A 14,090-nucleotide genomic window follows, 5' to 3' on the forward strand; every position below is an offset into this window, starting at 1 on the left:
GAAAACCGTCCCCGTCGCCGACAAGGCGACGGGGCAGTCGTACGCCCATTTCGGGGCCAGGGCTCACACCCGGAGTGCGTTAAGACGGTTCAGCGAATCTAGGATGGAAGCATGATATCGAGGCCAGTCGAATTCCTCGGCCCGGACCCGTGCAGCTCGAGCCATCGACTCGCGAAGGGCCGGGTCGGAGCCGAGTCGTTCCATCGTCTCGGCCAGCGACTCGAAATCGGCCGGCGGGACAAAATAGCCCTCGGCCCCTTCCCGGACGACCGAACCTGCATCGGGAGTGACGATGCAGGGCAAGCCGCAGGCGAGCGCCTCATACGTCACGACGGCCGACCCCTCGAAGAGAGAGGGGAAAACAAACACGTCGGCAGACGCCATCATTGACGGCATATCCGAGTGGGCGACCCTCCCCAGATGCTCGACATCATCGAGATAATTGAGAAGCGGGCCAGGGTCGCTCGGGAGTGCACCGACGAGTTGGAGCCTCCATCCCGGCCGTCGAATCTTACGCCAGGCTTCGAGGAGATATTTGATCCCTTTGCGCTGGGTGATTCCGCCCGCGAACAGGAACGTACAAGTCTCTGCGTGACGTTTTCCCGGAAGCGGGCAGAAACGTAGGGTGTCCGCCGCATAGGGAATGACATCAATGCGATCGCGAGGTGTCCCGTGTCGGGCAAGGATCGCCGCGATGTGCTCGGATGGGACGAGGATCCGGTCAGCCAGTTCGATGTCCTTCAAGCGTCGTTGGTGGAGCCAGTCGAGTGCTTCGAGGTCGAGCCGACCATCGCCGAGATAGATTGGGAAAAACTCGGGAGATTCGGCAGCTTCGCGTTCGAGGACGGACTTTTCTTCTCGAACATCCCCGTGAACCATGCTTAAGATCGTAGGAATGCCCAGGTCCCGACAGGTCGGTAAGGTGAACTCGGAACCGACGTCACTGAAAAGGAAGGCCGCCTCGGGCCGGGATCGCCTGATGCTGTGCGCGACAAATCGGTCGAATTTGCGGGTTCGCCATCGAGCGACCGCGTGTTGAGCCTCTGGCACCCGGGAGGCTAAACGGTTCTCGATCGCGAGTGCGGCATCGAAAGTCCAGTCCGACCGGACTTGGTGGGCCGGGATCTGGCGGTCGTATCTCTTTCGGAGAGTGCGTCGGATTCGAGGGAACTGGCAGGGCACCAGCCGACGAATTTGCTCCGAAACCGGCCCGTGCCCCTTGTAATAAAAGCCGGTCAGGAATCTATCGAGAGCACCATCTTTAGCAAATCCGATGGCTGCCTGATAGGCGGGCGGGCGAGCATCGGGACAGGCCACCAGGATCGAACCGGGTCGATTCTGAACATTTGATCTGGGTGAGGGCGGGTGCAGACTCGTGGTGATTGGCACGGGATCATCCTTGATCGTAAGGTGTGCGTCGATGACGTGGGGCGATCAGATCAAGACCATGCAGAGTCGGGAGGAAACGCAGCTTCAATAGCGTGACCCTGGAGGTCTCCCGGGATTTCGATCCCAAAAAGTCGAAGGACCGTCGGTGTCAGATCGCGAATCTCCATCCCTCCGACAGGTCCCCGCGCGGGTAGTCCCGGTCCTGCCAGGATGATCATCCCTTCCTGTGCATGATTGGCATCGTCGGGACCGGTATCGTTCTCGAAAGTGTGGATCTGTCCAGTCCCGACGGTCCCGACCGATCGCCAACTAAGGTCCCCGAAATAGACGAACAGATCGGGCGGAGACGCCCCTCGGACGTTCCGATAGAGTGATTCGGGCTTGAGGACCCGGGTCCCGATCGGACGACCATCGGGATCTCCGAGGGCCTCCAACTCCGCGATCAAGCGATCTCGAGTCGCCTCATATTCAGCCGGCTCGACCAGGCCTTGAGGTTCGCGACCCTTCACGTTCAGGAAGAGGCGACCGTAGTAGCCGCCCGAGCCCCAGGCGGTGGTCCTGGCCCAGTCGACCTTGAGGGCTTCGAGCCGAGAGGGGACGGCGGGTGCTTCGTGGAGGACCAGATACCCCTCCTGCACTAGCCATTCATTTAGGGCGATTCCGCCTTCCATGCACTGCGCTCCGTGGTCGGAGACCACGACCACGTAAGCATCTTCGGGGATGACCTTCAAAAGTTCGCCGATCTTCCGGTCGACGTGAATGTAATAATCGAGGATGACCGACTCGAACTCATTGCCGGGCTCATACCGGTGGTGGTGCGGATCCATGTACTGCCAGAAGGCGTGGTGGACCCGGTCGGTGCCCATCTCGACCATCATGAAGAAGTCCCAAGGCTTGGTCTTCATCAGGTGGGCGGCCAGGGCGAATCGCTTGTCGGTCATCCGGGTAATGGCGTCGCGAATCTTACCCTTGTCGGGTGTCCGGAAGTCGCTGACGTCGAACTCATACGGATGGACCTCGGGCAGATTGGCGATCTCGTCCTTGAGCGACGGAGGGTAAGTATAATTCGAGGCGATCGACGGCGTCAGGAAGTCGGTCACCATCAGGCCGCGCACGGGGCGCGGTGGATAGGTCTGGGGTACGCCAAGCAGGATCACCTGCTTGCCTGCATCACCCAGGAAATCCCAGAGAAGTGGCTCCTTTACCGCCAGGGAGGTCGCAGTAGTCATCTTCTCGTACGAGTGGTCCGCGCGATTCCTGAAACCGTAATACCCGAGCGTGCCCGGATCCTTGCTCGACATCATCGACATCCAGGCCGGTACGGTGATCGGCGGATCGCAACTCCGGAACTTTCCCCAGATCCCACGGTCGCGGAGGTTGTTCAGGTTCGGCAACTGGTCGGCAAAGCGTTCAAAGACGAGACTGGGCTCGGCGCAATCGAGGCCGATGACGACGACCTTGCTCGCCTGGGGATGGGACATCCTTCGATTCCTCAAGAGGGGCGGTCGCTCGGCTCAGGCACGATATCCCAGGGCGAACTTCTCGCGACGTGCCAGTTCGAGGTCGTGTTCGACCATCATTTTGACGAGGCCTCGGAAGTCGACCTCGGGCTTCCAGCCCAATTTTTCTTTCGCCTTGGTCGGGTCACCCAGCAAGACATCGACCTCGGAAGGACGGGTATAGCGGGGGTCGAACTCGACGAAATCTCTGTAGTCGAGGTCTAGCGAAGAGAAGGCGATCTCCAGGAATTCGCTGACGGCGTGGGTTTCTCCCATCGCCACGACGAAGTCGTCAGGTTGATCTTGCTGGAGCATCAGCCACATCGCCTGGACGTAATCGCCCGCGAATCCCCAGTCGCGCTGGGCGTCGAGATTGCCCATCACGAGCTTCTTTTGGAGCCCTTCCTTGATCCGGGTGGCCCCGAGGGTGATCTTTCGAGTCACGAACGACTCGCCCCGACGCGGGCTCTCGTGATTGAAGAGGATCCCCGAGCAGGCGTACATCCCGTAGGCTTCTCGGTAATTGATCGTCTGCCAGTGGGCATAGAGCTTGGCGCAGGAATAGGGGCTCCGGGGATGGAACGGGGTATCGAGTCCCTGGGGCGGCGGGGCCGAGCCATACATCTCGGAGCTGGACGCCTGATAAAACTTGACGGGCTGGCTCCGATTGAGCTGCCGGACCGCCTCAAGGATCCTCAGCGTTCCCAGGCCGACGACGTCTGCGGTGTAGAGAGGCTGGTCGAACGAGACCCGGACATGGCTCTGGGCTCCCAGGTTGTAGACCTCGTCCGGCCTGACCTGCTCCATGATCTGCGAGAGACTCGATGCGTCGGCAAGGTCGGCGTAATGCAGTTGGAACCGCTCGCCGACGCTCGGTGATAGTCGGAAGATGTGGTCGATTCGCTGGCGATTGAGCGTGCTGGACCGCCGGACCAGGCCGTGAACCTCGTAGTCGGGCTTCGATAGCAGGAATTCGGCGAGGTATGATCCGTCCTGACCGGTGATACCCGTAATCAACGCACGCTTCATAAATGACCTCATCCTCTGTCCATCAAGGTGCTAGTAGCCCGTCCGTCCCTAAGCACGATCCCTCGATCGTGGCTCTCAACCTCGCCGAAGCGACCCTGACGCCTAGTCAGGGTACGTGGTATTCCTCACGATCGGTCGGGAGAATTGGATCCAACCCTGATAAAAGGGCCTGGGCGAAGTTGCGGAATGCCTTGGAATCTGGATCCCCCTCGGCCCGCCAGAACACTTCGACGGTCAGCCCCGACCCGCGGGTCGTCCGTCCGTGACTGCTCCGGCTGGTGATCGGCAGGGTTCGGACCCAGCGTTCGGCAGCTCCTTCTCCGAAAATGTAATACCAGAAACCAACATCCTGAACCAGTTCATCTCGGGCGTATGCCAGGCGACTCACGGGCAGGTCGCTCCCGTCAGGATTCGAGATCGGCAGGATGCTCGTCAGGGATTCGACCTTGTTCCATCCATGAGACGGCAGGCAGATCTCGGGCGAGTGCCTCATGTTCGTGCCATACAGCGAGTAATTGACCCAGAGTGTCAGGCCGATTCCGGGATAGCTCGGGTTCTCATAGAGGCGACTCAGGCACTCGGTCGCCTGGGAACGCTCGAGAATGTCCGGATCGATCGGCAGGTCGCGGCCGGACCAGTTGCCCAGTTCCATCGGGAGCGATGCGAGCGGGCGCCTGAGCTTGGGCCGATCGATCCGGCTGAGCGTCTCCAGACTCGCTTGCGAACCGACTCCGGCGGTCAGGAGGCCCAGGCAAAGCGTCGCTCGTCCGATGGCATTCATCTTCGAGTATCCCTGGAAGTGCGGTCGATGGAGAGTCTGAGGAGTTCAGTCCCGCGTTTTGCCGCGAGCGATCAAGCCCAACTGGTCGAGTGTCCAGCTGAAGGTGGCGAGCATCATGAGACCCAGGCCCATCATGGCCAGCCCTTCGATTGTGTGGAACGCACCGGAAGCATACTTGGGGTCGAACCGATAAGTAATCACCCCCGTCAAGGTCACACGGACTACGTTGGCGGTCATGGCGATCGGGACCGAGGAGAGGACTAGTAAGGTTCGATAGAAGAGCGGTCGGGCCGACAAGAAAGCCCAGGCGGTGGTCAGGGCCAGGAATCCGGTCAACTGCCTCATGCCGCTGCAAGCCTCGGCGACGAAGAGCTGATTATCACCGGGGAGAGTGATCATGTTGCCTTCGCAGAGAGTCGGGATGCCGACAGCGTTCAGCATGGATGCCGCCAGCTGGCTGACCAGGAGCTGGAGAGGATTGGCGATCATCGAGTACAAGGCAACCGGGAGTGGGACCATGAATCCGAGGAAGAAGAAGGCGAACCAGTAACGTTTGAGAGCGTCCGACCCCGCCAGCAAAGCACAGGTCCCCGCGAGAGCCATCAGGAACCCGTAATCGCTGACGACAGGGAACGGGATCACGATGGTGGCCAGCTTGATCGCCAGGGCCAGGGTGATCAGGATCGAGCCGATCCAGGTACCTGAGCGGACGGATACGGGGCCCTTGCGAGCGGCCTCATTGGCGAAATAGAGGCTGATGAGCGGGACTAGAAAGCCGTGGCTGTAATTCTCGTCGTTGGCCCATACCTGGACGAAGTGGCGGAGGTTTTCCCAGAAGAGGAAACCAAGCAGAGCCGTCGCGCCGATCGCTCCAAAAACCGACGCCCGCCGGGAGGGGTCTTCCCAGGCGGATCGGATCGAAGCCAGCAGGGGAGGAGCTGACGACTGGCCCGTCGAATGCGGATGTTCGGCTGGGATCGGGACGGTCGCCATCGCGAGGCTCCTCGGCTGGAATTGGGGGGACGATCGGGTGCGGTCCAATGAGGTCAAGGTCGGTCGCCCCGGCTGACGAGGCCGGCGGCCCCCTGCTGGAGGCGGATCGCCCGACGGCTGATCTCGTCGAGCGAGCCGGGTGCCTTGGCGGCTTCGAGGGCCCGGCTCCGGGCGTTCAGATCATTCATCCGTTGGGACACCTCAGCCAGATTGATCAACCAGCGGCGGCGGGTCGGGTCGTCGGTCGTCTTCTGGATCGCAAGCTGGTACTGTTCGGCAGCTTCGCCCCATCGACCTCGATTCACGAGGGCTTCCGCGACGGCAGCCCGATGTTCGGCAGGGTCAAGTCCGACGGGTAGCGGAGCCTCGGCTCGCTCGATCGCCAGTTCGAGCAATCGATCCGATTCGCCCAGTTTCTTGAGTCTCTGGAGGGCATGCGAGGCGAAGAGCGGGCCTGCTGCCGATTCCGGGAGAGCCTCGATCCACTCTTCCGGGGTCCAGTCGCCGGATCGGATCATGTCGAGCACCACCGATCCCATCAAGGCTTCGCGGGGAAGCTGATAGCGGCGGACCTGGTTGCCCTCATCAAACATCGGATCGTCTAGTTTTACGAGGCTGGTCCGGGCTGCTAGCGCGAGGGCGGATCGATACGCCTTGAGTGACTCTTTGAGCTTCCCATCCCGGCGGAACCTTCGACCGGCCCAGGTCAAGCTCACCACGTCTCGGGAACGTCCGAGATGGGAATAGTCGTCGCTCGCATCCACCTCCACCCTCGAAGTCGTCTCGATGGGAAACCGAGTCGAAGATGACAGCGGGGAGGCGTGACGAGAGGCGTCGATCATGGCCTGGATCGACTCGGAATGATCCTCGCCCTCAACGGCCCGGGAAAGGGCGACCGCCCAGGCGGCCCGGTGGGGGGCCGTCGTACTCCACCATCCACCTTCGGGGACGATTGATGGGTCGATTGAAGGAGCAGCCGACTTCTCGTCCCGGAGTGCCAACTTCAGAGCCAGGTCCGCTTTGATGCCGTCCAACGTCCATTGGTAAGCCAGGGCAAATCCGCCGAGCCCCATAACCAAAGACAGGCCGGCGGCCGGGATCGCTCCAAGCCACGTCGGGATCGACCATGCGGACGGGGCAAGAATCTCGCTGGGGGAGGGCTCGAGGTGCCGCTTCCTGGTCGGTCGGGTCGGGTCCGAGCCTGACGGGAGCGACTGGACGCCCTGGGAGGCGAAGATTGTCCTTGCGCTGGGCCATTCCGATTTGGGCGAGACCGATCGTTCGGGGTCGGCTGCAGGCGTGAGATCAGACTCATCCTCAATGGATTCCGGAGGATAAAGCGCCGGCGCTTCGACCTCATTCGGGATCTCAGTGGCAGGAAACGGGGGTTGAACGGCTTCCGACGTTGAATCGTTCGGTAACGGAGGAATCGAACACTCGACCTGAGGGACTGGAAACGGTTCGGGATCGGATTCGATGCCATCGTCCGGGTCGTTCGGTTGCTCCTCCGGCTCGATTCTCTCGATGATCTCCCGGATCTCGAAGACACCCTCGGCGATCTCGAAATGGCTCCGCTCCTCGAACGAGCCCATCTCGTTCGACTCCGGCTGATTGACCTCGATCGAGATCGGCTCCGAGAAATTCCGGCTGGGAGTCTCGACAGGGTCACCCTGAGCTTTAATCCTCGTGATAGGAGGTGCGGGCAACGCAACGAGGGCTCGACTCTTGGGAATGTCGGGTGCGACTGCTCCAGAGGGCATGTCCGATCGGGAAAGAGGCGGAGGGACGGGGCAAGGCTCCGGTTGGATGGGACTCGAATCGCGGGAGACGGGTTCTGTCGCTCGCCGGAAGGATGGCGCAGATCGAGGCTCGATCGGCCGGGTCGTTGGGGGCGTCGGAGCGGGTCTAGCGGGCGAAGTCGGGACGGTTGGTCTGGGAGGAGCCGGGGCCTTCGAAGGCCCCGTCGATCTGTTTCGGATCGTCTCTCCGGCCGCTTTCCAGCGAGCTTCCCAACGCTTTTCGTCCTGGCGATCCTTGAGCCACTTCTCTCGCTGGTCGAGCCGCGATTGCCATCGCCGAAGCCGTTCGTCGGCTTCGTCCGAGGTGGAGGTCTGAGGACGTTCAACGTTAGTTGGACCGGCCGGGGGACGTTCATCGACAGGTGCCGAAACCTCGACGACTCGGGCTTCGATCTCGATCGGCGATTCGAAGGTTCCCCAGGCTTCTCCGGCCTGCTCGGCCGAACGTAAGGTCAACCAGTGATGCCCAACCCGGAGGGGCACGCCAGCGGGTAGGGAACGTTGAGAATCCGCGGGTCGTCCGTCGATCCAGAGATGTCCGGGGGGGCCGACGGGCTGGAAGTGCCAGGTCCGACCACGCCTGCGGAGCATGCATTGGACATCGCCGAGTTCGGGATCGGCCAGCCGGACCTCGCAGAGCGACCCTCGACCGATCCGGACCGGGCCAAGCGGCAGCTCGATCACCCTGACGGGGGCATTTCCTTGACCCTGGATCTGGAGGAAGGTAGCTTCCGGCATCGAGGAGCGTTCTCCCGGCTGCGACGCGTCTGGGGCGGATCGAGAGACCCGGTTTGCTCGCACGGTTGGGCCTCGGGTTGAAGGTTCGTTGAGGGTATCAGCCGTGATCGACGAATAGGTCTGTCCCGCCGGCTAGCCATCGGTTCGCGGTCCCCGCGACCGCGGCGGCGGCCAGAGCGACGGCGGCAAGCTCGACCGACCAGTGGATTGCCGAAAAGAGTCCGAATCCGATCATTGAGCCCAGGAGCCCGAAGGCGAGGGCTCGATCGGCGGTCCCGACTCTGCGAATCGCACCCGGGAGCCGGATCAGACACCAAAGTGCGGCGGTCGCGAGCAGGCCGAGTCCAACCGCTCCCGATTCGACGGCGAATTGTAGGATGCTACTCATCGCGGTGTTCGACGAGGCATCGCGACCCTTGTAGTAGGGATAAATCGCCTCGAAGGTTCCCAGGCCGGTCCCGACGATGGGAAACTCTCGGAGGATCGGGACCGACTCTGTCCAGGTCGACCGAGCCGAAGCCCAATCGAGCCTCGGCAGGGTATTCGGGCCCAGATGGCCCCGAGCCGATGCTTCTCCGATCGCCAGGCCTCCACCCAGGCTCAGCAGGGTCAGGGCGGTCGCGGCGAGGCCCGACCTCCGGGCTCCGGAGGACCAGGCACCCGGAAGGCCCGCCACGCCCAGTCCAATCGCGAAGGGAATGCTCAGGAACGGGCCGGCCAGGACTCCGACGAGCACCGAGCCGGCCATGATCAGGCCTAGCATCAGAAGGACCAGGCTGCCCTGTCCCGAGTCTCGAAGTCGAGCCAGCAGGCCATCTCGGGTCCCGCGAGGTGCGAACATCTGCAGGATCATACCTAGCGCCAGCGGGAGGGCGAGGCTTCCCAGAGCGAGCAAGGCTCCCGGCCCGCCCATCAGGCTTCCGATCAGGAAAGGTCGAGACGGGAGTGCTGCGGCCATTGAGGGCCGATTCAATCTGGCCACTTCGATCGGACGGAGGAGCAATTCCGCAGGCGCGGTCATCGCGTCATCCAGAGTCGGCGCCCAGGATGGACCTGAACCCGGGGCGATGATCCCATAGAGCCCCCCGGAGTGATTCGAGACCTGGACCGCCCCGAAGATCGAATTGACGAAGAACGCCGCAACGATGCTCCCCCAGATGACCTGAGCCTTACCGAGCCGATCGGAATAGTGCGACACCACCCAGAAAACCGCGAGGCAAACCGTGGCACCGGCTAGCCATCGGAGCGTGGCTGGTCGGTCGAGCGTGAGCGGAGATCTGGCCAGGAATGGAGGCGGGATGGTGACCGAGGGATCGTCGATGAGTGCTTGCGACGGGATAACCCCATAGGAAGCGACGACCGTCGAGGTTGGAGAGATCTGCCCGGCCAGCTTGACCGGGATCGGCAGGAGCTGGACGGTGCCGAGGAGAATCGTCAGGAAGCCAAGTGCCGAGAGTGGGCTCTTGAGGATTCGCCAGGGGCCGGCCAGGGATACCCGGATCACCCATGCCAGGACCACGATCCAGGTGATCGCCGCGATCACGGGCCGAGCCCACCAGACCGCGCCGCCGAAGGCCAGCGCGGTTCCCAGGAGGAGCCCCGTCAGGGCGATCGCCAGAGCCCGATCCAGGCCGTTCAGTAGTTTGATCCGAAGGGTCAACACGGTGCAATCTCCAGGATCAAGCATCAGCCGAAGCGGACGCCATCAAGGAACCGGCGTTCCGCCGTCGATCATCCAGCCCTCGAGATGCACCGCCCGAGCGGGAGGTGGTGGGATCCGACCACGATTCGATCATCGGGGAGGGGCCGTAGCTCGACCAGTTTTCGAGGTCCTCATTCAGGCCGTTGAACACCACCCCGGCAATGGTGACCATGGACTGTTCGAGCATCGCCTTGGCCCGCTGGAGCGGTCGGAGTTCCTGCGAACCCGATCGGACGACCAGGAGTGCCGCATCGACGATCCGACCGAGCATCCGGCAGTCGGCCAACCCGAGGATCGCCGGGCCGTCGAGGATCACCCGGTCATAGTGGTGCTGCGAGAGCGAGATCAAAAGTTGACGGAGCTCCAGGCTTCCCAGGACCTCGATCGGCACGTCGCGGGTGTCGCCTGTCGGAAGGAAATCCAGGTTGGGCAAGTCGGTCTGGACGACCGTCCTTTGCCAGGGCAAATCACCCCGGAGGACGTCGACCAGTCCCGTCCCATCCCCGTGGCCGGTGAAGACATCGACGAGGCTGGGCCGACGCAGGTCGACATCCATGAGGAGGGTTCGTTCGCCGGCCCGGGCACAGGTGGCGGCCAGATTCAATGCGGTGGTGCTCTTCCCCTCGCCCGCCTTGGCGCTCGTGATCAGCAGGGTCACGATCGGCTTCGATTCGCGGGTTGCCCCCAGGAGGCTTGCCCGGAGATTCCGGTAGGCATCGGCCTCGATCGATTCGGGAATCCCGGGAGTCCAGAGGTGACCCCCTCGATGATTCTTGGCGAGCCGACGCATCCGGGGGACGACGCCGAAGAGCGGCAGTCCCAGGCCCGCCGTCAGATGTTCGGGCACCTTCACGGAATGATCGATGTGCTCCAGGAAACAGACCAGGGCGATCCCAAGTCCCAGGGCCATCACGATGCAGGCCGCGATGTAGAGCGGCTTGTTCGGCTTGATCGGAACCGTGGGTTCCTCGGGGGCGTCGATGATCCGGACCGGCGGTTTCTGCGTCTTGAAAAGCATCTGGAATTCGGAGAGCTTCTGACTCAGATCGGCCAATTGCTTCGACTTGAGCTCATGCTCCTTTTCGAGCGTGATAAGCTTCTGATGTTCAGGGAGGGCGTCTTTCATCTCGCCCAGGATCTGGGCGACCTCGGCCTCAGCCACCCGGATGTCGCCCATATTATCGTTGAAAATCTTCTCGGAGATCTCGGCGCGAGACATCCCTGCTGGTCCGGGAGTCGATCCCCCCTGGATCCTGGCGAGGTCTTCGGAGACCTCCAGCAATTCTGTTTTGGCTCGCATCACGGCGGGATCATACGGATCGCGGGCGATTCGCTTGGCCTGATCGAGCCTCTTGTTCAGGCGCTTGTGCTCTTTCTGAAGTTCGGTGAGCGACTGGGCTCGACCCGGTTCCATGGCAGGAGCGAGCGTCGGAGAGAGGGCCGCGGCGGTCAACTCGTTCCGCAGATGTCCCGCCTGTTGCCTGACGAAACCCAGATGGGCCCGGGCTGCCTCATACTGGGCCTCTTTAAGATTCTTGCCGCCAGGCCCGAGCATCGTCGAACCTCGGACGTGCGCCGCGAGCTTGGATTCGATCTCCTTCAATTGCGAGATGTATAGGTCTCGCGTACTCGTCGCGTCGGCGATGGCGTTCTGGGAACCATCCTGACTCACCGATTCGGTCTCACGGACGAATCGCCGCAACAGGATCTTGAGGATCTCGGTAATTCGCGCCGGATCGCGACCCTCCAGCGAGACATCGACCTGGTGGGATCGCGGATACTCGCGAGTCTTGATCTTCCCGACCAACTCGGCCGCCGGATCCCCCTCCAATTCGGCATCGGAGAGCGCCAGCGACGGATCGCGAAAGACCTGGACGAGTAGCGCCTTGCTATTGAGCTGATTCAGGGCGTCCGGGACATACTTTTCATCCGCGACCGGATCGTTGCGACCTACCTCGCCATGACTGACCAGCGAGGCAACGGCAGGATCGACCTTCGGCGGCTTGATCTCGATCGAGGCTTTGACCAGGTAGACCGGGGCCATCCGGAGGACCATGAGGGTGCCGCCCGTGGCCACGGGAATCGCGACGGCCAGGGCCAACCAGATCCTTCGACGGATCGCACGGATATAGTCCGAGGGCGACTTGACCGCCGAGTGGGGCGTCGTCGGCGAGTGGACATGGGCGACGAGAGGACGGGCTCCCGCGCCGTAGGGCTGTATTCCATCCATGGATAGATCCTCCGGTCATTCCTCTCCGAGCGATCGGGCGGACGTCACCGAGGCCGGGGACCAGCCCAGAGCCTCGCGAAGCCAGCCGATCGACGGCCGTGCCGAGGGGGAGTAGTTCAGGGTCGCGGCCGGGGTTCCGACCGGGGACGGGTCGATCCGATGCGTCGTCATTGGCGTCGCGATCAGGGCCTCCGGTCCGACCACGGATGGGCTGATGAAGCCGGCCTCGGGGTCGATTTCGTTCGCGAAGAGCCGCTCGAGTCGCTCGGCCGAGGCCAGCGAGAGCCGCTGCACGAACCGGAAAGCAATATCCGGCTCCAGGGTTGAAGCCGGAGCCTGCTGGACCGTGACGATCAGTAGCAAGTCTCGCCCACTGGTCAGTCGGAAAGTCGCCATCGAGCCCGACATCGAACCGCCCGGCTCAACCTCCTCGATTCGCTCGTCCGCCCAGGCCTCCTGCTCGAAGGCCGAATGCCCGTTCCTCCGGCAAGAGACCTTCAGATGGTCGCAACCGAGACGGGTGGTCGCCGACTCCATGATGTCCCAGATCCGCTCGGTCGTCTCGCAAAGCTCGATTCGCTGGATCGCCTCCCATGTCAGCTTGGCGGCGAACCGTTCTTGCTTCTTACGGGCCAGGCGAGAGGCAAGGTCGGCCCGGAGCGTGGCCAGTTCATCTCGACGACTCGTCAGGATGAGCAGGAACGCGGCACAGCCGGAGAGGCCCATGATGAGGGCCAGGGCCTCATTCTTGAAGACAACTCCCAGGAGGACCACGCCGCAAAGCCCGGCCGAGAAGCAATAAAGCAGGGCCGCGGCCTGTCGAGGGTTCAGCCCGAGACCGATCAGGAGGTGGTGGATGTGCCGGCGATCGGCCGAGGAGAGCGGGAGATTCCGGACCCACCGTCGGAAGATCGCCATCGCGGTGTCGGTGATCGGCAGACCCATCGCCAGGATGGGGAAGAGGATCGAGATTGTCGCCCCTTCTTTCAGCGACCCCTGGACGCCCACTACGCCGATCAACAAGCCGATCAAGAGGCTCCCGCTATCTCCCAGGAAGATGCAGGCGGGATGCCAGTTGTAAAGCAAGAACCCGGCCAGGCTTCCGGCCAGCGAGGCCGCCAGGATCGCGACGGTCGGATTCTCCATCCAGATGGCGACCAGTGTCAGAGTCCCGCTCACGAGGAAACCAACGCCCGAGGCCAGGCCGTCCATCCCGTCGATCAGATTCCAGATATTCATGCAGGCCAGGAACCAGAGCATCGTGACGAACAGGCCCGGCAGGGCGACGTTCACCTCGAAACCCTGAATCGAAAGGCTGGCTGACGGGTAATCCAGTGGGATCGTGAACTGGAAGAGGGTCACCGAATCGATCCGGACCCCCCCGACGTAAAGGATGAGGACCGCTGCGGCCTGGCCGAGCAATTTGATCCGGGGACCCATCTCGCGGGTATCGTCGACGACTCCGACCGCCAGGATTGTCAGGCATGCCAACCCGATCGGCAGGAGCGTGACGAGCCATCGAGGGTATCCCGACCACTCATTCAGATAACCTCCGGCCGAGGCGATCCCGACCCCGACGGCCAGGCCGAAAGCCAGGCCGAGGCCGCCCATCCGGGGTGTGGCCCCCTTGTGGATCCGACGGAATTGATCCGGCCGGTCGATCGCTCCCAACCAGGTCGCGATCCGGGTGACCAGGGGAGTCACCAGGACACAGCCCATGAAGGCGGCGGCAAAAATCAACAAATAGGTGTTCGAATTCAGCATGGGTCGGACGATCCTCATCGACCAGATTCGATGTTCGACCGGAGAAAGCGGGCCGCTCGGGGGTAGCTTCCGGGCGAGTCGGAACCGTCAGAAACCCTGGGCCGGTTCGGAGGAACCAGGCTTGGCGTTTCGAACAGTCCTGAGAGTCGTTCGAGGAAAGGGCGTC

At 62.6% G+C, this 14,090-nt stretch carries 10 protein-coding genes; 1 reads left to right on the plus strand and 9 read right to left on the minus strand.

What is annotated here, in order from left to right:
- Positions 1–63 precede the first annotated feature (63 nt).
- The 6 genes from P12x_RS19545 to P12x_RS19570 form a co-directional block, all read right to left on the minus strand.
- Positions 64–879 (minus strand): glycosyltransferase family 4 protein, encoded by an 816-nt coding sequence (locus P12x_RS19545; protein ID WP_435006314.1) that lies wholly within the window; start codon positions 877–879, stop codon positions 64–66.
- Between the two features lie 560 nt (positions 880–1,439).
- Complete coding sequence (locus P12x_RS19550; protein ID WP_435006316.1) at positions 1,440–2,870, minus strand: alkaline phosphatase family protein; 1,431 nt, start codon at positions 2,868–2,870, stop codon at positions 1,440–1,442.
- A gap of 33 nt (positions 2,871–2,903) precedes the next feature.
- Positions 2,904–3,917: a GDP-mannose 4,6-dehydratase gene (gene gmd / locus P12x_RS19555; protein ID WP_435006317.1), complete on the minus strand. Its 1,014-nt coding sequence runs from the start codon at positions 3,915–3,917 to the stop codon at positions 2,904–2,906.
- Between the two features lie 106 nt (positions 3,918–4,023).
- On the minus strand, positions 4,024–4,698 hold the full coding sequence (locus tag P12x_RS19560) for an EpsI family protein (RefSeq protein ID WP_435006318.1): 675 nt from the start codon (positions 4,696–4,698) through the stop codon (positions 4,024–4,026).
- 45 nt (positions 4,699–4,743) lie between these two features.
- Positions 4,744–5,691 (minus strand): exosortase/archaeosortase family protein, encoded by a 948-nt coding sequence (locus tag P12x_RS19565; RefSeq protein ID WP_435006320.1) that lies wholly within the window; start codon positions 5,689–5,691, stop codon positions 4,744–4,746.
- Positions 5,692–5,744: 53 nt separating this feature from the next.
- Positions 5,745–6,455, minus strand: a complete 711-nt coding sequence (locus tag P12x_RS19570; protein ID WP_435006321.1) for a hypothetical protein — start codon at positions 6,453–6,455, stop codon at positions 5,745–5,747.
- Between the two features lie 1,569 nt (positions 6,456–8,024).
- Here P12x_RS19570 and P12x_RS19575 point away from each other — a divergent pair.
- Positions 8,025–8,309: a hypothetical protein gene (locus P12x_RS19575; protein WP_435006322.1), complete on the plus strand. Its 285-nt coding sequence runs from the start codon at positions 8,025–8,027 to the stop codon at positions 8,307–8,309.
- 16 nt (positions 8,310–8,325) lie between these two features.
- Here P12x_RS19575 and P12x_RS19580 read toward each other — a convergent pair whose 3' ends face one another.
- From P12x_RS19580 to P12x_RS19590, 3 genes are read right to left on the minus strand one after another with little or no spacing between them, the layout of a single operon-like run.
- Positions 8,326–9,891, minus strand: coding sequence for an O-antigen ligase family protein (locus P12x_RS19580; protein ID WP_435006323.1), 1,566 nt, complete (start codon positions 9,889–9,891; stop codon positions 8,326–8,328).
- A 16-nt stretch (positions 9,892–9,907) separates the two neighbouring features.
- A complete protein-coding gene (locus P12x_RS19585; RefSeq protein ID WP_435006324.1) occupies positions 9,908–12,160 on the minus strand; it encodes a GumC family protein in 2,253 nt (750 codons plus the stop codon).
- 15 nt (positions 12,161–12,175) lie between these two features.
- The gene (locus P12x_RS19590; protein WP_435006325.1) at positions 12,176–13,924 is read right to left on the minus strand and encodes an MraY family glycosyltransferase; all 1,749 of its coding nucleotides are present in this window, start codon (positions 13,922–13,924) and stop codon (positions 12,176–12,178) included.
- Positions 13,925–14,090: the final 166 nt, after the last annotated feature.

This window comes from Tundrisphaera lichenicola (assembly GCF_051175385.1).
Lineage (GTDB): Bacteria > Planctomycetota > Planctomycetia > Isosphaerales > Isosphaeraceae > Tundrisphaera > Tundrisphaera lichenicola.